The organism is Paenibacillus sp. JNUCC 35 (assembly GCF_058269095.1).
In genome coordinates this window covers 170,904-192,848 of sequence record NZ_CM177771.1, presented here as the reverse complement: position 1 = coordinate 192,848, position 21,945 = coordinate 170,904, and the positions used below count along the sequence as shown (strand labels likewise).

Sequence of the window (21,945 nt, the reverse complement as noted above, 5' to 3'; positions counted from 1 at the left end):
TTATCGGTACGATATAATTCCCAGTAAATATAACTCTTGAAAATGAATGTTGTCAACAAATATATTTATATTCACTTTACCAAACCTCATTTTTTATTTTCTCTTGTTAACATAAACTAACGTTCGTTTGACAATACAAACGGAAAATTATAAAATAATATCATACTGTATGGTACGTAAATAAAGGCCGTTAACAGCTGCATTATGACCAGAATTATTGTGCAATTAAGAAAAAAACAAGAGTAACGAAAGGGACTAATTATGGGACGAATCCGCGAATTTGACGAAGATAAAGTGTTAGATGCAGCTATGCAGCTATTTTGGGAAAAGGGATATGAAGCTACCTCCTTGAGCGATTTAACTTCCAGAATGGGAATTCAACGCCCCAGTATATACTCAGCATTTGGAGGCAAAAAAGAATTGTTCGAAGCCGCGCTGCGCAAATACACGATGACCCGCGCTTCTCTTATCCGAGCCAAACTTCAAAGCAATCCATCGGTAAAAGAAGGATTTCGCACTTTTTTTGAAGATGTGATTGTTGAGGAGTATGCAGAAAACCCTAGAAAAGGATGCTTTTGCATCAATACTATGGTCGAACTTGCGCCTCATGATGAGAAATTTGAAATTCTTACAAGGGAACATCAAATGTACCTAGCTGTCATATTTGAAGAAACCATAGAACGAGGTATACAATCAGGTGAGCTCGAAATCGGGGTAAATGCGAAGGCCCTATCGCAGGCACTACTCGTATCTTTAATTGGACTAACCGTACTGATTAAGTCTCGTCCAGAGCGATCATTTGTTGATAATTCGGTAGAGGTGACACTTACACTGCTTAAGTAATGCGGAATGAGTAAAATCAACATTGGGGTCACATGGTTCATCTTAACGGGTCTATTCGCGAAAAATTCGCCTTGATAGGCTGTCAGATTTCCACCTCCGGCTCCCAGTTACTGAAATAAAAATCGCCGCCCGCGGCCCAACAGGGAGCGTGAACGGCGACAATTTTAAAGTCATCGCATATGTGCCGGTTCTGTATTCTGGTATATACCGACATACCTTTGCAAAACTAACCGGCCAATTCCGCCAGCACCTCGCCCATTCTGTCGAGGTTCTGTTCATTGGCTTCCACACAGTAAGGCTTGGCCTTTTCGAAGTCCTCTTTTAGCTTGAAACGCTGGCGGAAGGTAACTTTGGTGCGTCCGTCCAGATCCTCGAAGCTTCCCGTTAACCGGAATTCGTGGCCGGATAAATGATCCAGCACGACCCGCTCGAACGGCACAATCTCAACAAAGACGCTCTGATTGGGATAGTCCGTGCCGTCCGGTCCATGCATGGTGAGGGTCCACGTGCCGCCCGGCCTGATGTCGCACTCGTGAAACGTATTCGTGAAGCCCTTCGGTCCCCACCACCGGGCTAACAGTTCGGGGGTTGTCCATGCCCGAAAAACAAGCTCCTGGGGTACATCGAACTCGCGCGTGGTAACAAGTTCATTTTCGCCGATCACCATGCTCATTCCTCCCCTTCCAGTACCTTGCCCAGTGAGTCCAGCATCGCATTTGTACCGTGTTCCCGCACCTCCGGCGTATCGTGTCCGTCAAAGAACGCGGCCTGCTCCGTGAAAATAAGCTTCGTGCCGCCCTCCACCGCAATCAGCTCGATCGTTGTGATCGAGACGGAGATGCGCGTGTCCCCCGAATCCAGAGTGTACGTATAGACAATGCGCCAGTCCGGAACAAGCTCCTGGTAGTTCGCATCGAAGGTAAAGACCGGACCTTCCGGCGGTCCGCCGCTGCTGTACTCGCGTCCGCCGATCCGAAAGTCGAAGACGTCCGGCTTCGAAAACCATTTCGCTTTGGCGTCCGGGTCGGACCAGGCGTGATAAACCCGCTTCGGCGAAGCGGCATAAACTCTCTCGACGACGAAGGTCGCATGTTTGACGAATCGTTCGTTCATTGTTTGTCCTCCTCAAGTTTCGGCATTCCGCTCTCCCCGGCAAGGAAGTCTCCCAACCGGTCCAAATGTCGTTCCCAGCTCGTTTGCCGCTCAATGATAGGCTTTTCAAACCCCATTTGCATCGCTTGCAGAAGGTCTGTGAAATCCTCTACCGTTACTTGCGCCTTTCCCTGCATAAGCTTGGATACATGCCCGAGCTGCTCCAATAGCTTCTGCTGCCGCCTGATCTGCTCTTTGATTCGGTCCATCTGCAGATGGACGATCTCAAGCGGGCCGATTTGCCCGCCGGTTAGGACCGACTTAATCTCCTCCAGAGATAAGCCCAGCTCCTTAAGCGATAAGATCTGGTGCAAGCGCGACAAGTCCGACTCGCTGTACAGCCTGTGGCCGGATTCCGTCTGGGCGGATGGAGAGAATAAACCGATTTGATCGTAATAACGCAGCGTACGTACGGTAAGACCCGTCAACTTGGCGAGGTCTCCTACTTTCCAATGCCTCTTCATGCATCATCTCCGCTTCTTTAGCGCTAGCTACATACCGGTAGTTGTATTATAAAAGCTTACGCTGCGTAAGCTGCAAGCGAAATAATCGTTCAACCGCAAAATTTTTTGGGCGAAAGGAGAAGAACCCTTGATTTAAGTCAATGAACCTTCCCATCCGGCCTATTACAATGAAATCCATACAGCAAACTAAAGGAGGTTATGGGATGGTTCCTTCAAGAATAGAGCTAAAGGAACAGCGAACAGCCGCTCTGACTGCCGGCATCGCACTGATCGTTATGACGCTTGCCGCATTTTTTTCCTATGGCTTTGTCCATGAAAGCCTTGTGGCGCAAGGCGATGCAAGCCTCACCTTTCAAGCCGTCACATCATCGAGAAACCTTTTCAAAGCGGAAATTTTGGGTTGGGTCATCATTCTGATCTGTGACATTGCGGTCGCCTGGGCTTTCTACATCTTCCTTAAGCCTGTTCATAAAAATCTATCCTTGCTCGGTGCATGGTTCCGTCTTGCCTACACGGCTGTTTTGGGGACCGCCCTGCTGAATTTAATCGTTGTGCTGCTGCTTTCCGGCCGTGCCGGCTACTTATCCTTAGTTAATACCGAGCAGCTTCAAGCCTATGTGATGATGTACTTGGAAGCGTTCGGGCTGATCTGGTCTATGGGTTTGATTATTTTCGGCGGGCATCTGCTGATTGTAGGCATTCTGGCTTTCAAATCTGACCGGATACCTAAAGTCATCGGCATCTTATTGTTGATTGCTTCCCTAGGCTATATGGCCACTCACCTGTGCAACCTGTTACTTCCGGACAACGAGACGCTTACGATGCTGCTTAATGTTGTATTTATGATCCCTATGGTTGCAGGGGAATTGGGCTTTGGAGTATGGCTTCTGGCAAAAGGGGGAAAAGGCTCTGTGTAAGGTGTGAACTCTTCTTAACTCTTATCGTGATGCACCCGCCTCTTAATCCTGCTTAAGGATTCCGGGGTAATGCCGAGATAACTTGCCAATTGATGTTGGGGCACACGATTGATCAAATGAGGACGTTTCACTGCCAACGTTTTGAAACGTTCTTCCGGTGTAGAAGCGATAAATGCGGCGAATTCTTCTTGCATGTGACCGAAATTTTCCTCGATCATCCTGCGTGTCATGGATTGCAACTGGGTGTATTTGGCGTACATGTCTTGTTCGATATTCAGCTCGCCGACAACCGCAACGCAGTCTTCCAGACACGTAAAGGTATACTCGGATGATTTATCCGGTTTATGATGGTTGAAAATCGCGACGGCTTGTTCTTCCGTATAAAAGTTCGAGGTCATCTCTCTTCCCTCTTCATCCACCGAAAACTGCCTTACGCATCCCTTCAACACGAAATAACAGGCCGTGGGAACATCTCCTTGTCTAAGGAGCACGGTTCCTTTTTTATATTCTTTAATAAGAATCTCATCAAGGACAGCCTGTTTTTCTTCTTCGTTAAGCGACGTATATCGGGTTAAATACTTGAGCAATAGTTGTTTCATAGCTGCTGTTCTGTCACCATCCAAGACTAAGTCATAAAGCTCCATTGCCTAGCGAACTTATGTTTCCGGACCACGCAGCGGACAATTTTCCCTTGCCGCTTATCCCTGCTTATGTTAAGGCTTACCGCGATGTAATCTTAGCTGTTCAGCTTTTTAAATAGATTCGCCAGTTCCGCCCTCTCCTCGTCGGTTAATTTTTCGAATAAATTTCTGCGCAGTCTTTCTCCCTCCAAAGTGGCCCGCCTAAGGACTTCGGCGCCTGTGTCGGTAATGCCCAAATAAATAATGCGGCGATCGGACTCATCCACCATTCGGACGGCTAATTTCTTCGCGACGAGCTTTTCCGATAAATAACTGAGCGTGGGCGGAGTAAGGCCCAATATTTTCGCAATGTCCGAAGGCCGGCTTTTCCCGTTTTGCTTGAGATGACCGAGCACAAGAACATGAGAAACCCCGAGATCCTCATTGAATGTTTTGTTCCACTGGATAATCAGACCGTTGGTGAATTTGTCCATGTTATGTATAAGTTCGAAAACCGTTTGCTCTTCCATAAAATCCTCCTTGATAAAAGAAACGACAGCCCCTAATGAAAATTAAGGACTGTCATAATCTTACACGCTATTGAGCCGAGTATCCACCATCAATCACTAACTCGGAACCTGTAATATACGAAGAAGCGTCGGAGGCCAGGAACAAAGCCGCCTTGGCGATGTCGTCCGGCTGTCCCAGGCGCTGCAGAGGCGTCATTTGAATCAAACGCCCCAGCAGATCCTTGGAAGTGCTCAGAGCTTGAGTCATCGGAGTTTCAATGATCCCCGGGAACAGAGCGTTCACGCGGATGCCTTGACGGCCGAATGCTGCGGCAGCCGCTTTGGACAGAGCGCGTACCGCACCCTTGGATGCGGAGTAGTGGTTGAAGCCTTGGCCGATCATAGCCGTGTACGAAGAAATGTTGACGATGGAGCCTTGCTTCTGTTCAGCCATGTACGGAGTAACATGTTTCATACCGGCAAACGGACCGAAGCCGTTAATGGAGAGCATTTTCTGCCAATCCTGCGCGTCGATTTCTTGGAAAGGTTTTTCCGAAGAGACGCCCGCGTTGTTAACGAGGATATCGATTTTGCCGAAGCGGTCGTTTACTTCTTTCGCAAGCGCCGCCCAGTCTTCATCCGAAGCCACGTTCAGTTTCATACCGTGTACATTCTGCTTCCGGCTGGCTCTCTCAAGCGCCTCTTCATTGATGTCCGCTGCGATAACGATAGCGCCTTCCTGTGCGAAAAGATCCACCATGCGTTCGCCGATGCCCGAAGCTCCTCCGGTAATGATCGCTACTTTGTTATCCAATTGTCCCATTTTGCATGGCTCCTAACGTAGTTTGATTGAACCGCCGTCCACCATAATGGTTTGGCCGGTAATATAATTCGAGTCGTCACTTGCCAGGAATAGGGCGACACGGCCGATATCCTGCTCCGGATCGCCGAGACGGCGAAGCGGAATACGCTCGATCATCGCCTCGTACAGGTGCGGGGCGCTCTCACGCCATTGCTCCACGCCCGGCGTCAGTGCGATCGGCGAGATCAGGTTGACGTTGATGCCGTCCGGACCCCATTCGTTCGCGGCAACGCGGGAAATGGCGCGAATCGCTTCCTTGGCGGCCGCGTAAGAGGTTTGCGTCACTTGTCCGTCAAGACCCGCGCCCGAAGCGAAGTTGATGACCTTGCCCTTCGTTTTTTTCAACTCAGGGTAAGCGGCCTGCATGAAATGAAACGTCGGGTAGAAGCCGGTTCCGAAAGATAGATCCAATAGCTCCTGCGTCGTCTCTACGAAAGAAGCCTGTCTGGAAGCATGCGCATTATTAACGAGAATGTCCAGCTTGCCGAATGTTGTGACCACTTCTTCCACAATTGCATTGGCATTTTCTTTGACGGAAATATCCTTGATAAACAGGCATCCCTCCGTGTGTTGATTGACTTCCGCAAGGGTTTCTTGCCCCTTCTGCTCGTTCACGTCGACAATGGCGACATGTGCGCCTTCTTTAGCCATGGCAAGCTCAATGCCGCGGCCGATTCCCGAGGCACTGCCTGTGATGATGGCGACTTTACCTTGTAATTTCATGTACAGGTCCCTCATTTCTCCGGATGATGAATTCACTGGCTGATTAATTCCACAAGCCCGCCTGCAACGGAGAACAATGGAAAAGTTCATTATAAATTCAAGATTTGGATTCCTGTCCTTGCAAACCGGCCTCAAAAACGCAAAAAGAGGAGCGTTTGCTCCCCTTTTACATCCTTTTTCTAATCCATCATGCGGCTTCCTCGGCGTTAGCGCTTCGACTCAACCTATATATTCCGCCATTATCTGCTCGATATCGTACGGAGTGACCCCGCCATCCACCGAAAATATCGCCTCTGCCTGGTCCGCAGTATCAACTGCTTCCCCTCTTGCTTTTGCATGGAGGGTGAATAAATCGTACAAATCCGGCTTTCGTAAAGTTGTCATGGCTTTGCCTATCAAGACCATTCCCTTCTGATTTCCCTCCACATTGTTAAAGTAGTGAGGTTGTTTCGTCAGGGACAAGTCCGTCCAGATGACCGTACGTTCCACCAAATCCAGGATGACGGGAATGGCGATTCGCGTGTCGGCGGTGACGTCGATTTTGTTGACCACCGTCGAAGGCTCGAAGATTTCCCCGGAACCGGGTTTCTTGCGCATCATCCAGCCTGCGAAGCACTCCGGCAAATCGCAATACGGCTGTTCCGTAAAGGAATGCAGGGAAGCCACAATATAACGTCCGCCGTAATCGACGATGGAAGGAATGTGCAGGTCAATGAACTCGCAGGCTCCTTGAGGAGCCGACACGATGTCTCCGCTGTGGACAGCCTGGTACTTGGAGGATCGCAGATTCGTATACGAAATGTGCTCCACATACTCCCAGTTGCGGTCATACATGACTGCGGACAAGTCGATATCCACCCGGCCCGTAGGCTTGCCGTCCACGATTCCTTCTTTCCACCAGTTGAAGAAACGGATCGTGTCCCCCTCCGCCATCGGCACACGGCTTCCCCGAACAATCGTACGCAGAGCTTTGCTTGCGGATCTTTGGGAGAACGGCACAGGATAGTCCTTCAAACGTTTATCGACATGGGTCTTCCCTAAGGGAGGCAGATCGGCAAATCGCTGAATAAGCGTTTTTTCGCACAATTCAACGATGGCTTGGCATGCCGTTTCGTTGATTTCCGGGAGCGTATGGGGAATCGCAAACGCTTTGGCCGCATTGCCTTTGGGGAAGAAGACGCGCAGCTCGGGACGCTCATGGCGGCGGGCAAAATGATTCTTCACCTGCAGCAGCACGGGCGTCGATACCTGATCGGCCACTTCGCCGAATGCCAGCACGACATACTCCGTGTGTTCGGTGGACCGCAGCAGCTGATCGAGCCTTCTTGCAAATTCACCCGGGCGCTGCATGAGCAGATCGATCAAAGTCCACACCTGCCCATACCGGAAGGCAAGTTCCACGCTCCCGCCGAAGGTCGCAAAGGGCTTGTTATTGCGTAAAACTCCGAAAGCCTCCTTACAACGCGTAAAACGGTTCTTATACTCGGAAGGATGCAGGATTTCTCCCAGCCGGATCCAGCGATCCTTGTATCTCAGCATATCTTCCGTAATGGAGTGACAGCGTTCCAGCAATCCTAGCAGCAGCCGTCTCTCGCTGCGCTTAAATTTGCGGAAACGCGCGGGCTCGGCGAGACTGACATCGCCATCCGACCAGGCCGCGGCCAGACGAAGGATATCCGTTGCGGTTTTAAAGTATCGCCCGACCCGCTCCAAGCCGGCTTTATCATGCTTTAATAAGGAAGCCGCCACGAAGGCCGCATTCTCTTTGAAAGGGATCTCGGACGGAAGAATTGCGTCCAGTTCATCCGGGTCCGCGCACTCTATAGCCGCGTCAATATCTTCCTTGTCCGTCTCGGAGATGGATGTCTTGGCTTGAATCAGCCGGCTTATCATGACATGAAACTCCGCTTTGCTGCCAAGATCAATTACTTTCAGGTCTGCCTCATCCCGCAGTGGAGGTCTTCCCGCCGTCTCATACTCAGGCAATTCCAGCGTTAGATAATGATAAACGGCGTTCAAATAAAGCTCCGCATCATATTCCTCCATCACCTGCGCCGGAAAGCCGGGATACATCGGCTTATACTCCACATGGGCGCCGACCAGCCGTTTCAGATCGCCGATCAGCCTGCGATAGAACGCTTCAAATTGCTCCTTGGATAAGGTGCACACGGCACGCATCAAGCGATAGGAGAACGTAAATCCAAGAGATTCGATATTTTTCACGGCAGCAGCCAAATAAGCCTTAGAAAGACGGTCCTCGCCTTCTCTCTGCTCCACAATCACTTTGCCCGCTCTGCGTAAATAGATGTTATTTATGTTCATAAAAAGAGTCCAGGAAAGCCACATCCCTACTGTCATTGGAAGAACCCTTAGAAGGAAGGAATATGATAGCCTGGACGCCTCCTCTCGCGATAGAAATCCTTCAGGGAAGCTGCGACCCTAATTCGCCCAATGAAGTAGAAGGAAGGATCGCAATAGCCTGAAGTTCAAGGTTCACAGTCCGTGACTCCGAACCTTTGATGAATCCATCATCCCATACTTCCCGGCATGCAAACAGGGCGAAAGTATTACGACTTGGAAAAGATAAACAACACAGGCCTTATTCGAATATAAAAAAAAGCGACGTCCGCAGGGCGCGGCAGTCGCTGATTGGTGAGGTTTTCCGGCGGATCATGTCCGCGATCAGGGCACAAAAAAAGCTCCCTACATACACATGCTCCGCTGCAGGTGGTGCCAATAGCGGTCCATTATTGCAGCTCTCCCTCAAGAAATTGGATGAGGTAAGTTTCAGGCTGCGCGAGGAATTCTGTAAAGCCGCACAAATCCGCATACTCCTGATGCTCCACGTCATAACAGCCGATAGAGCCTTTTTTCTTCGAATTCCACACAAGCTGCAGATCCGAATAATTGTCGATATCGGCCGACAGACGAAGCAGCTTTTGCCGGCCGACTTTCATTTCAATCGTATCGGTCAAGGTGAAAAAGTCGATATACCCGATGTCATAGTCATTTGGCGCCAGCTCCAGGCGCAGCTTATCCCCGGTTAGAAAGGTGACCAGTTCATCGGTCAGCTTATACTTTTTCAGCTCATATTTCTTGTTCTCTCTATCATGAAGCTCTGCCGGCTCCAGGGATTTCAAATAGTCGGCCAAAGCGGCATCCTTATTTTCGACCGCAATCGTATACGCCCGGTCGCCGTCCTTTTCCGTTATCGTAACGTCCGCGCCGCGTTCAATCAAATACTTGACCATCGCCGCATTGCCCATTCGCGCGGCAACGGTTAAAGGAGTCGCTTGGTAAGGATAAACTTGGTCCGCCTTATTGTAATTAATGTCCGCCCCATGATCGAGTAAATACGCGAGTGTCTTAAGATCATGGTTCGACACGGCCTGGCGCAATACGGCGCTGCCGTGCTTCTTTATATCCAATCCCAGCTCATGGAGGAGCGGAATATTGTTTTTGTTTCCATAATAGGCCTGAGAATATGCACCTGACTTGATATGATTGAGCTTGTCCGTCTTAGCGCCTTGCCCTGCAATGTAGCGGACGATGTCTTCCTTGCAATAGCGGACAGCCCGCAGAAAGGCCGGATTATGAGGGACATTCAGGTTGACGCCGTTCTCAACCAGCAGCTTTACAACGTCCAGTCTCCCCGATATAAGCGCCAAGTCGAGCGGACTCAGCGTGGTATACTTGCTCAGTTCGATGCCCTCTTCGATATCCCAACCTGCTGCAATGGCCTCCCCCAAAGCCGGCATATTTCCTTGGTAAATGTGCATCGCGATTTCCGGCAGCTTCTCGAATTTCCCGATATCTTTCAGTTGGATCATCCATTACCCTCTCCTACCCAAAGTCTTATGTTAAATATAGAAAAGTAATTGGCAAAAAACAACGGGGACTCTGCCATGGGCACGGTTGGGGCCATTAGTCCGGGAAGCGAGAGGCTTATTCGTTGGATGCGCCTGCTGCGTACGCCTTCAGCGCCGAGGGCAGCCCTTATAGCTTCTGGAAAACCGACTACGAAGCGTACGAGCAGCTGCTCGGGCTCGGCGGACCCGCTGTCCCCTTTATCCGGGAGCAGCTGAAAAGCGAACTTAAACGGGATACGAGGCTAATTCTGGAGATGGTGTTGCGGGATATGGGGCAAACCGTTCTTTAAAATTTGGACGAACCTTCATGGAAAATGCGTTTGGCAAGCGAATGCAGCGCCTCTTCGCTGCCAAACCTTCCAGCGGAATGAGGGCCCGGCCGCAAAGCCGGATGCCCATTCCCGTCGCACCTGTTTACTTACAGGTGCGATCCGCCGCTTGCGTCGATCAACTGGCCGGTTACCCAGCGGCTGTCCTGCGAAGCGAGAAAAGCGGCAACATCCGCTATGTCATCGGGTTCTCCCCATCTGTCGAAGACGGAAAGGCCGGCCGCATTTTTTTGCCCGTTCGGATCCTGCAGCGTCCCGGCATTCATCTCCGTGTTAATGATGCCCGGCTGGATGGCGTTTACCGTAATCTTGCGGTTCCCCAACTGTTTGGCCAGAAGAAGAGTAAATGTGTCGATAGCCCCCTTCGACATGCTGTAGGTAAACACACTTGGAGAGGCTACGCGCGTTACGAAAGAAGAAACGTTAATAATGCGCCCGTTTTCTTTCATACGCGGCAAAGCATGCTGGGTAACAAAAAGTGGAGCTTTGACGTTAATCTTCATCACTTCGTCAAAAGACTCTTCCGTCGTCTCTTCCAGACCGAGAATTTGCCCGATCCCGGCATTATTGACCAGAATATCGAACCCGCTGCCGCCCGTATGTTCCCGGATCGCCTCATCCAGCGCTGTAAATAAGTGCTCAATGCCGCCGAGAGTGCTCAGATCGGCACCGATCGCGCACGCATTCCCTCCGCTTTGACCGATCTGCTGAACCACTGCCTCCGCTTCATTCCGTCTTTGTCCATAGTGCACGGCGACGAACGCCCCCTCTTGGGCCAGACGCAGTGCGATGCCGCGGCCGATTCCCCTGCTTGCTCCGGTTACCAAAGCGACTTTACCTTCCAATTTCCTCATGCTCTCATCTCCTTGTCCGAATTCAATAAGAATATAGCACAAGATAAATTTTGAAATGTTGCTCTTATATTCGGTCCAAGGAGCAACGCACGCTCTTCTCACTGAGTCCGGAAATTCGCAGTCGTCTGAATGGGCTTTTTATGGCTATTTTCTTTTTTGGCGGTGCCATCGGATCCGCAATCGGGGGATGGATATACGCCACGGGGGGCTGGAGTGCCGCGTTATGGATTGGAATAGCTTTCCCCGTCGCTGCCCTGCTTTATTTTGCCACGGTAAGGCGATGCAACGCGCAAGAAAGTTGACCTCCGCTGTAAAAAAAACCATCCCGCGAATTTAACTATTCCGGGATGGTTTACCTTTTTGAGGGATTCCTGATAGTTCCATAAATCAAGTTGTCAGTTTCGCATACGCGATAAAGAAGACCATAATCTCCCCGACGATCGCATAATTAGGTACATGATAAATCAAGTCAAATGCCATACAGCAGCCCAATATTCCCAATAATACGGCCAAATGATTGGGCCTCAAACGCAGATGTTTGGGTCTGTACAGGTGGAAAACCAAAGAGGTGGAGAAAAAATAAAGAAGAACGGACCCGAATACAAAAACCAACATGAAAGAATAATTTAGCTTCTCTTGATACAACAACTGAATAGCAGCGGCGATCATGCTCATGGATAAGTAAATGAATAAGTGTCCATAAATAATCGTTTGGCCGGCCGTTTGTATTTCCTTACTCACTTTGGTTTCAACATTATCAAAGTACTGCCACCATATGGAAATCACTAACGCGCTTGTAAACGCGACAAACAAAACGGATGACAGATCCCAGCTGTTGAACTGCAGCACGGCTAGAATACTGACCACGGATTCGCCCAAAAGGATGAGCGTAAATAAGGCAAAACGTTCAAATAAGTGAGGGGTATGTATAGGTGTTTTTACCAGGTGTTTTCGCCCGATTAGGGGAAGTACAATATCGACGGCAATTCCCATATACAAAACGGCATACCGGATCCATGAGTCAAAGAAAAGCGAACAAGCGGATATCAATATTCCGATCAAAAAGTGGGTCCCCAAATAAGAAGCCGTCGATTGTTGATGAGCGGCTTTGGACCTATGCACCAACAGATATTGAATGGCGGTCAGTACTCTCGAACCTATATATCCTATAAAGAAGGGAATATAGTATTGATCAAAATCAGGAGATAAGCTCGCTGTCATAATTAAAATAAAAAAGAGCTGCAGAATGCTTAATATTCTGTGTATAAAGATGTCTTGACCGAATCTGTTTACAAAGAGGGTTTGTCCTACCCACCCCCACCAGATCGGGATAAAAATCAGTACAAATTTAACTAAATACTCAATGGGAATGACTCCGTGATCTGCATGCAGTAAGACATGAGTTGCTTTTGAGACTGCCGCGACAAAAAGAAGATCATAAAAAAGCTCCAACCAGGTGACTTTTTTCTCAACCATACCTTTTTGAATCCCCCTATTGACGTGCGTAGTCTAAAATTAAGCTAAGTGAAGGCGTCGATTTCCCGATACAGATTCTCCAAAGTCGGCTGTCACTCTATTCAGCCATGATGTTCCTGTTGTCCGGGTGAACGTCTGCAGGCTCGTAGTCATTCATACGCAGCAAGATATACTCAATTTCTTCTAAGGGCATTTTCAATTCTTGGCTGACTTCATAAAGTCCCCTGTCCTGTGCAAGAAGCTCCCGCGCTTTATTTATTTTTCCATGTAGCCAGTTGTTCTCCAGCATCCAACTCTTCACCTGGGCCAAGAAGCGATTCTGAGTGTCCTTATCCGCGTGCTTCTTGTATTTAGCAACAGACTCCGACAAATAGTTATAGAAATAAATACCCAAAGCCTCACGCTGTTCGTTTTTAGACATTCGCAGATACTGCTCATAAATTAGGCTGATATCTAATCCCAGCAAGTTGTCTCCGCTGTCAAAACGTCTGAATGTCCTTCGTTCATAGCTTTCGGGTAAAACACGAAATACAACAACGATGGCATACGGAAATTCCCATGTTTTCGCCGCTTCTTCTAACGGCAACAGTTCATCTCTCAATTGACTCACACACGTTCCATGTGTATCTAAATAAAAGGATAGTTCCATGGAGACCTCCTCTTGCTGCCGTTTGCAAGTTTTATTTATTCTCCGGATACGGTTCGCATCCTTTTGACACGAGCCACTGCTTTATAGCGGCGAACGCCTGTATTGCGTCCTGTTCATACATGACGGCCACCTCTTGCTTGTTGGCATAATTAAATCTCACATAACCGCCCAGTGTCTGATAGAAGAGGTAACAAGAATAGTCGGTTTCAAGCGACAGATCCGGCGAAAAAGCCGCTCGGCACATTCCGGCCAGTTCCGGCAGCGAAAGCTGATCCTGTCCCGGCAGCAGCCGCAAAAAGAGATGGTCCCGGGACCCCGTCCACGGTTCGTAATAAACGGCTCCCTCCCGGCCGCATCCGTACACCTCACGATAGATTTCGTCCAGCACCGAAGCGTACGTCGCTTCATCTTCCCGCTCCCGTGCCTGGAGGGGAATCGCCGTCACTTGTTCCCCATGCCGCGGCAGCCAGAGCAGCTGAGCCGTCCGGGGATGCACCGCCAGAAAATCGCCGTCCACCGTCGTGCCTATAGCGACACACTCTCCGATCTGCCGCTCGGTAATCGGGCTGTCCGCGTCATGCTCCCATAACCCGTACTCGGCAAAAGGCTTAAGCACCTCCGGGTCCGGCAGCTGCACATTCATCCATCCGCTATAGGTCCCTTCGCCGAAGGACCGCAAAAACCGGAGATAGCCCGGTGGAAAAGAAACGGCCTCTTCTTTTGCAAACGCTTGATTGATGCCGTCAGACAGCGGCTTTGGCCGAGATACCAGATACATGCATCTTCCCCCCTGTGTCACAACTTTTCAACTTAGATTCAATGCAGTCTGGCTCCATTATACTACATATGGGAATTGCTTCTACCACCTCCCCTTACGTATACGACTTGAAAAGGCGAGTCCATCCGATTCCTATTTCTCCTGCCGCAAATGCAAAAAAAACCTTCGATCCAAGGACGGATCAAAGGTTCCTTATAGGTAATCAGCTATAAACCAGTTCTTTTTCGACCAGACCTAGCGTCTGAGCCGTTGACGTGAGAATTTCTTGGAAAAGCTCGGGATTGTTCAAGAGTGACACACCGTAAGAAGGAATCATTTCTTTGATTTTCGGTTCCCACTCTTTCATATGCTGCGGGAAGCATCTTGCCAAGATCTCCAGCATCACGTGAACGGCAGTAGAAGCCCCCGGAGAAGCGCCGAGCAGCGCGGCAATCGAGCCGTCAGCGGCCGTAATAACTTCCGTACCGAATTGAAGGGTGCCTTTGCCGCCGGCTTCCGTATCCTTGATCACCTGCACACGCTGGCCCGCTACGACGATATCCCAGTCTTCGCCTTTGGCGTTCGGGATAAACTCGCGCAATTCTTCCACGCGCTTTTCATTCGATAACAGTACCTGCTGGATCAGGTATTTAGTCAAGGACATCTCTTTGACGCCGGCCGCTAACATCGTCAAGACATTATCCGGTTTCACCGACGTGATTAAATCAAACATGGAACCCGTTTTTAAAAACTTAGGCGAGAAGCCGGCAAAAGGCCCGAACAGCAGCGATTTTTTGTTGTCGATATAGCGTGTATCCAGATGCGGAACCGACATAGGCGGAGCTCCGACTTTGGCTTTGCCGTATACTTTGGCATGGTGCTGTTCGATAACTTCCGGATTGTTGCATACCATAAAGAGCCCGCTTACCGGGAATCCGCCAATATGCTTTCCTTCGGGAATACCGGACTTTTGCAGCAAATGCAGGCTTCCGCCGCCGCCGCCGATAAAGACGAATTTCGCCGTATGGCGTTCGACGCTGCCGTTATCGAGGTTGCGCACCTTCAATTCCCACGATCCGTCGGCGGCACGTTTAATAGCATCCACGCTATGTTTGTAATGCATCTCCACGTTCTGGGTCTGCAGGTAGTCAAAAAGCATACGCGTTAAAGCGCCAAAGTTGACGTCCGTCCCAGAGTCGATTTTTGTAGCCGCGATCGGTTCACTCGATGTACGGCCTTCCATGATAAGCGGAATCCATTCCTTCAATTTCTCAGGCTCATCGGAAAATTCCATCCCTTGGAACAAAGGGTTATTAGACATCGCTTCAAACCGCTTTTTCAAAAACGTTACATTTTCTTGCCCCTGCACCATACTCATATGAGGGATCGGCATAATAAAGTCCTGCGGATTGCGAATCAGCTGGCTGTTTACAAGATAAGACCAGAACTGTCTGGAAAGCTGAAACTGTTCGTTAATTTGTATCGCTTTGCTGATATCTACAGACCCGTCCGGTTTTTCGGAAGTATAGTTAAGCTCGCACAAGGCGGAATGCCCCGTACCCGCATTGTTCCATTCGTTAGAGCTTTCTTCTCCTGCCTTTGCGAGTTTTTCGAACACTTTGATTTCCCATTCCGGCACTAGCTCTTTCAATAACGATCCCAGAGTCGCGCTCATGACCCCGGCACCGATTAAGATAACGTCTGTTTTCATGATAACCTTCCTTATCCTCTATATTTATAAAAAAAGAGCAGGCACGCCTGCTTAAATAGTAAAAAAAAGCAAGGCCTCACCTAAGAACAAACCGATTCTGTCTCCACTATAACCCTATCTACTCTATTATAATTATTTTTACACTAAAATATCTACCATTAAGTACTTCCAAAAGCCATAAAAACAAAAAAAACCAAGTCCTTAACTCAGTTTATGCAGAATTAAGGAGTTTGGTTGCTGTTTTTTGTGAGTACTTCTAGTTTCCGCTGTAGTCTAGCAGCGCAGAATCTTAACTTTAGAATACCAAAGAGAAGGTAAAAGTACCGCAAAAAGGAGGTACCTATATCCTGGACGGAAAATTTGCGTCACCTTGTGATAAGGCTCTGCGCGTTGTCTGTAACGGCAAGTTTTAGGGCAAAAATATAGACTTATTTTCTTGATTAAATTAATCTTACTATACAGGGTCATTTTTCCATTTCTGAATAAGGGATATGACGATAGACAATGAGCAAAAATTCGAGGCAGTAGGTATATCTCCGTTAAGCAAGGGATTGCATGCAGAAATACACAATGAAAGGTGAGAAATACGATGGGAGCTTGGGGAATAACATCACTGGAAAGTGACGAAGGATTGGACGTTCTTCATGCGTTAACCGAATATACGGCGGACCGCAAATCGGTCAAGTTGAAGGATCTAATCACTCATTTCAGGGAGATCGGATTACTTTCGAAGGATCCGGAAGAGGAGGATTTCCTTTACGATAACACAGCCATTGCTCTGGCTGAAATTGTATGCGCCTACATCGAAAACGGCAAAACAAAGTACGAGAACTTAAGTGGTTTAAAGGAAATTGTCTGGGAGACAGAGGATCTGCGCGAGTTGAAGCAATTGGTTCAGCAGGTGCTCGATAATAAAGGCGGAGATCGCGAGCTGTATGAACTGAGGGATGGAGATTCGGACTGGACTAAACATATGGAAAATGTGGTTCGGATTCTGTCGGAGCGGCTATAGACGCCGGAAAATAAACGCCGGATGCCGCCGCTTAAAACGGCCGACGGCATCTTATTCAAAGCCGCGTAACGCGGCTTTTTTAGAAAGGCTTTTGTAGAAGATGTCTATTGCTTGCCCTTCATAACGAGTTTATATTTCTTGAAAATCCAAGAGTTCGTCATATCATTCGCCGCATTTGTGCTTATACGAACAGACGGTTTCTGCTCTTGCAAAGCATCTGCCGCGTAGGCCGAGAAACGAAGCGGCTTTGTGATTTTTTTCATACCGTTCGCTATTTCATCAAAAAACGCATAAGTTAACGGCTGATGTTCCCGGATATCCTCGTATATATAATATTCTCCTTTTTCATCCTCTAAATTAATTTGAAAGCCTTTGGGAAGGGACAGCATGACATACGGTAATTCATCTTCTGCCCACTGTCCGTGATAGGGAAAGCTGATCCCTTCATTTCTTGCAAAGAATCCGGAGCTTTCATTGCCCGCGGCAAAAGAAATAGAGTATACGAAGAAAGGGGAGTAATTCGGCTTTTCTTGTGCTGTAAAATACTGATAAAACGTTTTGTAAGCCTCAACCACTTGATGTTGATCATGTTTTGTCCGGGCATGATTAGTAAGATGGAATTGTGCATGTTTTGGCTCAAAGAGTTCCAAGACGCCCTTAAATTCCTCTGGTGTTACAAAGAATTTTAGCTTATAAAATCCGCTGTGCTTCAATCGATCCATTTATCTCACCGCCAAATATAGACTCAGGATACTGGCCCCTAATAAATAACATTCATTGAACTCTTACATTCGACAGCACCGGCAGCGAGCGAATCGGAAAGCAAACCAAAGCGGTTTCGCTGCTCGCAAATTGTAGAACGAAATTAATTCTTAAAATAATTATTTATTGTGAAATATACGCCAGTTGCTACCCCTAAGACCACAATGACTATCAACATGAAAAGGAAGTACTTCACAAACGGGGGCATGTAATAACGTACTATAGTTAACCAATGTTTAAATAGTTTTATTAGATTATAATTCGATTTTCCGTTCTTCCTCTGATGGTGTTCCGTTAATGTGTTTGCAATATTAGTTGTACTTCTTAGTATTAGCCCCTGAATAACAGGTTTAGGCGATTCATCCTTAATAATCATCGTAACGATAGCTCTTCTCATGATTAAGAAGTTAGTGAACGAAATCCTCCGTTTCGTACTCATGAACACAAAAAATTGGTTCAGATTGGATACAAGTTTTCGAAGCAAAGATTGATTATAGACCTTCCTTTGGCCAATTACAACATCGTAACCCTCGTTAATCTTATGGATTAGCTTGATGACTTCGCTCGGTGGATTTTGCATATCGTCGTCCATTAGAACCACAAGGTTCCCCTGGCAACGTCTAAGTCCCGTCATCAGTGCAAGCTGTTGGCCGCCGTTTGTCTCCTGATGAATAACAACAACATTCGCATACTGATCACTTAGGTTCTCGCATTCTTGATGACTGGCATCTTTGCTCCCATCGTTAACAAGAATGATCTCTAATGAAAATAAAGCATTGTATAAGCAAAGAATCGATTCCACTACAATCCCGATTGTATCTTCTGAATTATAAACGGGGATAACTACAGATAATTCGATAGGGTCCATTTTTGATCTATTTCCCACGTATCTAATTTGTTACTTTTCTTAATATATAATAGATCTCCTTGATCTCAAAACCGACAAATAAATTAGCTCTTAGCGCTTCAATGTTGTTAGATGAAACCCTTGTCATAGCTTTAGTATACCCTGCCTCAGCCAGCCAGCTACGAATTTCCTCCAAGAAACTTAACCCAACACCTCTTCTTCTGGAGTTATTGTACACGCTAACTAATACCGCGTGGATGGTTTTATCATTTCTATTAGTAAAATAAAAAAACCCTATCTTTTTTGATTTTAATATCGCTTCGATAATTAAAGCATCTCCACCGAGAAATCCATCCCTGATCCAATTAACATAACGTTTGTGCGCCAAATTAATACCTAATACAGGATCAAGCGACACTCTGTCGGTTACAAAAAGATCTTCATCGATACGCGATAGCAGCTCTTCCAAACGTTCTATTGTATCTACCGTTTGAAATTGAATGTGATTGGAAATCGCTTTCGTGAATCGGGATGGTTCTGAGAGCTTCGTTAAATTCATGGTCATTTCCATTTGAGTTTCCATAAAGCGAAACCCGGCTTCCTCAAGGCCATGTACGAGGTCCATTCTGCGCTTGGGCACTTTTGCGACAATGTACTCATAGTTTGAATATTCATCCTCGTCGAGTTCAGCCAGACGATCGGTTGAATCGTTTGCATCCCATTCAATTTCCAATACCTTTTTATCGAAATTCCGCTTTTCCCAATAGGCGTCTATCTTTCTCATCGCATGACTCCTTGACCTTTATTTTCTATTCGCGCTTCTCCTGGTACTTTAAAGTATTGTTTAATTAAACTCACCGTATAATGAATATCTTCTTGTTTCAAACCGTAAAACATAGGCAACCTCAATATTTTTTCGCTTTCGCTGGTCGTATGAATATCCTCTCCATGAAAGAATCCGTACCTTTTCCCCATGTCGGAACTATGCAGAGGAATGTAGTGGGAAGCGGTAGAAACCCCATTATGTTTGAGATAGGTCATTAATTCGTTTCTAACTACTTGATTGCTGACTTTCACATAAAAGATATGGCTGTTATGCTTAACGCCCCTAGGAGTAACCGGCAGCATAAGTTTGTCGTCAACCACTAGCTCTTCTAATGCATCGTAATAGGTTTGCCAACTTCTAGATCGGTCTGCATTTATATGATCGGCCAATAACAGTTGAGGAAACAAAAACGCGGCATTTAATTCACTTAGTAAGTACGAGGAACCGATATCGACCCACGTGTATTTATCTATTTCTCCTTGCAAATATTGGGTTCGGTTTGTTCCTTTCTCCCTGATTACCTCTGCTCTTTCCATAAATCTTTTATCATTTATAATCAGTGCTCCACCTTCTCCGCACTGGTAATTTTTCGATTCATGAAAACTGAAACAACCTAAATGACCGATCGTACCCAAGTATTTGCCTCGATAACGGCTCATTAATGCATGGGCTGCATCTTCTATAACAACAAGATTGTATTGATTTGCAAGCTTCATGATTGTGTCCATTTCACAGGATACGCCGGCATAATGGACAGGGACAATCGCCTTGGTTTTATCGGTAATGGCTTTCTCAATCAACTGCTCATTCATATTCAATGTATCCGGTCTAATATCTACGAATACCAGTTTGGCTCCTCGAAGGACAAAAGCATTGGTGGTGGAGACAAACGTAAAGGATGGAACAATAATTTCATCACCTTCGGCAATATCCAACAACATGGCCGCCATCTCAAGCGCGTGCGTGCAAGATGTGGTGAGAAGCGCCCTGTCGCAGGCTAAAGTATCTTCTAACCACTTACTGCATTGTCGGGTCAAAGGTCCATCTCCTGCAAATTTCCCTGATTCTATCGCTTTACGGATGTATGAATCTTCTTGTCCTGTGATTAAGGGTTTGTTAAATGGGATCATTAAATGTATCTCCGTTCATCTCATTATCTATCTAAACGGCGCATTGCGGTATAATTCGGCGGCATCTCTTCAGCGGATATTGGTTTATAATGGCTAATCAGGTATTGCCACAGGATGGGGTGAGTATTTCGGAAACGCATGTCGTCCCTTCCATCCAGAGCAATATCCCCGAGAATAACCAAGGCTGCGTTTTTCTCCTTTAACTCTTCAATCTGTTTGCGCTGCTTATCTTCGGTTTCAGGGAACAGCAAATAAATATCCCATAATGGGGACTTAAGATTCAGTATGGGGTACAATGCAGGAGTATGCGGAGCAATAAAGAGATTTTCACCCTGCTTGAGATATTGATGTTTGATATCTTCTATTGTCCGAATAAAATGGGCGCTAGAGGCATCAATCCATACATCATTATTCGATAGGGTAAGCTTCTCATAAGGATTCGGGGCTGCCTTTATTTGTTGATAAAACGGTTGAAATCTGCCAACGGACAGGCACGAGACAATCAACATAGCGGTCATAAAAGCGATGAGTTTAGCTCTGCTGAGCTTGAAGTATTCTAAAGCCCAAAAACAAATTCCCAGTAACAACGGGGGAATACCTTGGGCTAAGTGCCCTATATCTGCGCGTGAAAAGGCAACATATGCATAAGGAATGCCTACGAATACCGCGGCGGCAAGAAATAGGTTCGTTTTTTTTGAAACAAAACGATGGATAAGCCATCCTGCGGGAAAAAGGAGTAATAGAAGAAACAGGCACCCTACGATAAGCTCGCTGATGATGTCCATAACTTGCAGATGCGTAAAGTTAACTCTCCACGGCCATGGAATCGGAAGAGGAATATTGGTGTTCCCTAACCGGAACAGCCAGAAGATCATACCAATAAAACTATTAAAAAATCCAGGAATAAAAATAAACATAAGCAGCATAGGGGAATACCCGATGAAAATGCCGAGTACCAAGACGCAAATTTTTTTAATGGCATTCGTTCTGTCCAGTTTGAAAAAGATATACAAACACGCAAGGGCAAAGGAGACAAGTATGTATAGGCCATGGTTACTGCCAAAAAAAGCGGCAAGACCTATCGTAATTCCACTATATAAATATTGCGAAGGTCTAGGCTTTTCCAAAAGGAGACTAACCATATACACGGCGATCATACAGATGCTGATATCAAACATTTTGTGCCTCGGGAACACCCATAACATGAGGAAAACCCCTATAACCAATAAGTAGCCCCAGGATTTTGTCACACGCCTTACAACAAGCAAAGCACAAGTCAGTCCGAGCATTTGAAATAACAGCACGGCAATTCTAAGCGTGAGTAAATCGGTATTGCCGAATATCTTAAACCAGAAGGCTACCCAATAATATCTTCCTGGATCATAGGACTGAAAATCCAAGAACGGGACTTCTCCATTAGAAGTTTGGATGGCACCATACCAAAGATAACCTTCATCCGCTAGATTAATGCCAATATTGCCCTGTATAACAAACGCGATGCCAAGCAATAAAAATGAGAGCATTGCCGCACCTAACCAATCGGGAATACTTTTCATATCTGCACATCCTCTTTATTAAAATTGCAATGCTTCTCTAAACCTATTTTAATCTCAAAACAATATTATTTGTAAAG

23 protein-coding genes and 1 pseudogene are annotated in these 21,945 nt (G+C 47.0%); 5 read left to right on the top strand and 19 right to left on the bottom strand.

The window, feature by feature from the left end; translation table 11 throughout:
- Positions 1–261 precede the first annotated feature (261 nt).
- On the top strand, positions 262–843 hold the full coding sequence (locus tag AC2TF6_RS00970) for a TetR/AcrR family transcriptional regulator (protein WP_491309586.1): 582 nt from the start codon (positions 262–264) through the stop codon (positions 841–843).
- Positions 844–1,069: 226 nt separating this feature from the next.
- Here AC2TF6_RS00970 and AC2TF6_RS00965 read toward each other — a convergent pair whose 3' ends face one another.
- Genes AC2TF6_RS00965 through AC2TF6_RS00955 form a run of 3 tightly spaced genes read right to left on the bottom strand, consistent with a single transcriptional unit; the run spans position 1,070 to position 2,459 of the window.
- Positions 1,070–1,510: an SRPBCC family protein gene (locus AC2TF6_RS00965; protein ID WP_491311732.1), complete on the bottom strand. Its 441-nt coding sequence runs from the start codon at positions 1,508–1,510 to the stop codon at positions 1,070–1,072.
- Positions 1,511–1,512: 2 nt separating this feature from the next.
- Positions 1,513–1,956 carry an SRPBCC family protein gene (locus AC2TF6_RS00960; RefSeq protein WP_491309585.1) on the bottom strand — a complete coding sequence of 148 codons (444 nt, stop codon included), beginning with the start codon at positions 1,954–1,956 and terminating at the stop codon, positions 1,513–1,515.
- Positions 1,953–2,459, bottom strand: coding sequence for a MerR family transcriptional regulator (locus tag AC2TF6_RS00955; RefSeq protein ID WP_491309584.1), 507 nt, complete (start codon positions 2,457–2,459; stop codon positions 1,953–1,955). The genes AC2TF6_RS00960 and AC2TF6_RS00955 overlap by 4 nt, the downstream gene beginning before the upstream one ends.
- A gap of 203 nt (positions 2,460–2,662) precedes the next feature.
- Here AC2TF6_RS00955 and AC2TF6_RS00950 point away from each other — a divergent pair, with 203 nt between their 5' ends.
- A complete protein-coding gene (locus tag AC2TF6_RS00950) occupies positions 2,663–3,376 on the top strand; it encodes a DUF4386 domain-containing protein (RefSeq protein ID WP_491309583.1) in 714 nt (237 codons plus the stop codon).
- 14 nt (positions 3,377–3,390) lie between these two features.
- Here the strand turns inward: AC2TF6_RS00950 and AC2TF6_RS00945 are convergent, their stop codons facing one another.
- The 6 genes from AC2TF6_RS00945 to AC2TF6_RS00920 all read right to left on the bottom strand — a co-directional run bounded on the left by AC2TF6_RS00945 (position 3,391) and on the right by AC2TF6_RS00920 (position 9,920).
- Complete coding sequence (locus tag AC2TF6_RS00945; RefSeq protein ID WP_491311731.1) at positions 3,391–3,975, bottom strand: Crp/Fnr family transcriptional regulator; 585 nt, start codon at positions 3,973–3,975, stop codon at positions 3,391–3,393.
- Positions 3,976–4,112: 137 nt separating this feature from the next.
- Complete coding sequence (locus tag AC2TF6_RS00940) at positions 4,113–4,526, bottom strand: MarR family winged helix-turn-helix transcriptional regulator (RefSeq protein ID WP_491309582.1); 414 nt, start codon at positions 4,524–4,526, stop codon at positions 4,113–4,115.
- Positions 4,527–4,593: 67 nt separating this feature from the next.
- Complete coding sequence (locus AC2TF6_RS00935; protein ID WP_491309581.1) at positions 4,594–5,328, bottom strand: SDR family NAD(P)-dependent oxidoreductase; 735 nt, start codon at positions 5,326–5,328, stop codon at positions 4,594–4,596.
- 12 nt (positions 5,329–5,340) lie between these two features.
- On the bottom strand, positions 5,341–6,090 hold the full coding sequence (locus AC2TF6_RS00930; protein ID WP_491309580.1) for an SDR family NAD(P)-dependent oxidoreductase: 750 nt from the start codon (positions 6,088–6,090) through the stop codon (positions 5,341–5,343).
- Positions 6,091–6,309: 219 nt separating this feature from the next.
- Positions 6,310–8,412, bottom strand: a complete 2,103-nt coding sequence (locus AC2TF6_RS00925; RefSeq protein WP_491311730.1) for a TerD family protein — start codon at positions 8,410–8,412, stop codon at positions 6,310–6,312.
- A 425-nt stretch (positions 8,413–8,837) separates the two neighbouring features.
- The gene (locus AC2TF6_RS00920; RefSeq protein ID WP_491309579.1) at positions 8,838–9,920 is read right to left on the bottom strand and encodes an ankyrin repeat domain-containing protein; all 1,083 of its coding nucleotides are present in this window, start codon (positions 9,918–9,920) and stop codon (positions 8,838–8,840) included.
- A gap of 122 nt (positions 9,921–10,042) precedes the next feature.
- Between AC2TF6_RS00920 and AC2TF6_RS00915 the strand changes: the two genes are divergently transcribed.
- Entirely contained in the window at positions 10,043–10,249 is a 207-nt protein-coding gene (locus AC2TF6_RS00915) for a hypothetical protein (protein WP_491309578.1), read from the top strand.
- Between the two features lie 128 nt (positions 10,250–10,377).
- Here AC2TF6_RS00915 and AC2TF6_RS00910 read toward each other — a convergent pair whose 3' ends face one another.
- Positions 10,378–11,142: an SDR family oxidoreductase gene (locus AC2TF6_RS00910; RefSeq protein WP_491309577.1), complete on the bottom strand. Its 765-nt coding sequence runs from the start codon at positions 11,140–11,142 to the stop codon at positions 10,378–10,380.
- A gap of 83 nt (positions 11,143–11,225) precedes the next feature.
- Here AC2TF6_RS00910 and AC2TF6_RS00905 point away from each other — a divergent pair.
- Positions 11,226–11,444: pseudogene (locus AC2TF6_RS00905) on the top strand (MFS transporter); the annotation flags it as partial.
- A gap of 85 nt (positions 11,445–11,529) precedes the next feature.
- On the opposite strand, the gene AC2TF6_RS00900 reads toward AC2TF6_RS00905, so the two are convergent.
- From AC2TF6_RS00900 to AC2TF6_RS00885, 4 genes are all read right to left on the bottom strand, one after another.
- Positions 11,530–12,618 carry a low temperature requirement protein A gene (locus AC2TF6_RS00900; protein WP_491309576.1) on the bottom strand — a complete coding sequence of 363 codons (1,089 nt, stop codon included), beginning with the start codon at positions 12,616–12,618 and terminating at the stop codon, positions 11,530–11,532.
- Positions 12,619–12,715: 97 nt separating this feature from the next.
- A complete protein-coding gene (locus AC2TF6_RS00895) occupies positions 12,716–13,267 on the bottom strand; it encodes an Imm44 family immunity protein (protein WP_491309575.1) in 552 nt (183 codons plus the stop codon).
- 31 nt (positions 13,268–13,298) lie between these two features.
- Positions 13,299–14,045 (bottom strand): hypothetical protein, encoded by a 747-nt coding sequence (locus tag AC2TF6_RS00890; RefSeq protein WP_491309574.1) that lies wholly within the window; start codon positions 14,043–14,045, stop codon positions 13,299–13,301.
- A 202-nt stretch (positions 14,046–14,247) separates the two neighbouring features.
- On the bottom strand, positions 14,248–15,735 hold the full coding sequence (locus AC2TF6_RS00885) for a malate:quinone oxidoreductase (protein WP_491309573.1): 1,488 nt from the start codon (positions 15,733–15,735) through the stop codon (positions 14,248–14,250).
- Positions 15,736–16,324: 589 nt separating this feature from the next.
- Between AC2TF6_RS00885 and AC2TF6_RS00880 the strand changes: the two genes are divergently transcribed.
- Positions 16,325–16,747: a DUF4259 domain-containing protein gene (locus tag AC2TF6_RS00880; RefSeq protein ID WP_491309572.1), complete on the top strand. Its 423-nt coding sequence runs from the start codon at positions 16,325–16,327 to the stop codon at positions 16,745–16,747.
- A gap of 104 nt (positions 16,748–16,851) precedes the next feature.
- Here the strand turns inward: AC2TF6_RS00880 and AC2TF6_RS00875 are convergent, their stop codons facing one another.
- The 5 genes from AC2TF6_RS00875 to AC2TF6_RS00855 all read right to left on the bottom strand — a co-directional run bounded on the left by AC2TF6_RS00875 (position 16,852) and on the right by AC2TF6_RS00855 (position 21,868).
- A complete protein-coding gene (locus tag AC2TF6_RS00875; protein WP_491309571.1) occupies positions 16,852–17,469 on the bottom strand; it encodes a hypothetical protein in 618 nt (205 codons plus the stop codon).
- A 143-nt stretch (positions 17,470–17,612) separates the two neighbouring features.
- Positions 17,613–18,377 (bottom strand): glycosyltransferase family 2 protein, encoded by a 765-nt coding sequence (locus tag AC2TF6_RS00870; RefSeq protein WP_491309570.1) that lies wholly within the window; start codon positions 18,375–18,377, stop codon positions 17,613–17,615.
- 22 nt (positions 18,378–18,399) lie between these two features.
- The gene (locus tag AC2TF6_RS00865) at positions 18,400–19,140 is read right to left on the bottom strand and encodes a GNAT family N-acetyltransferase (RefSeq protein ID WP_491309569.1); all 741 of its coding nucleotides are present in this window, start codon (positions 19,138–19,140) and stop codon (positions 18,400–18,402) included.
- On the bottom strand, positions 19,137–20,312 hold the full coding sequence (gene rffA / locus AC2TF6_RS00860) for a dTDP-4-amino-4,6-dideoxygalactose transaminase (RefSeq protein WP_491309568.1): 1,176 nt from the start codon (positions 20,310–20,312) through the stop codon (positions 19,137–19,139). The genes AC2TF6_RS00865 and rffA overlap by 4 nt, the downstream gene beginning before the upstream one ends.
- A gap of 23 nt (positions 20,313–20,335) precedes the next feature.
- The gene (locus AC2TF6_RS00855) at positions 20,336–21,868 is read right to left on the bottom strand and encodes a hypothetical protein (RefSeq protein ID WP_491309567.1); all 1,533 of its coding nucleotides are present in this window, start codon (positions 21,866–21,868) and stop codon (positions 20,336–20,338) included.
- Between the last annotated feature and the right edge of the window lie 77 nt (positions 21,869–21,945).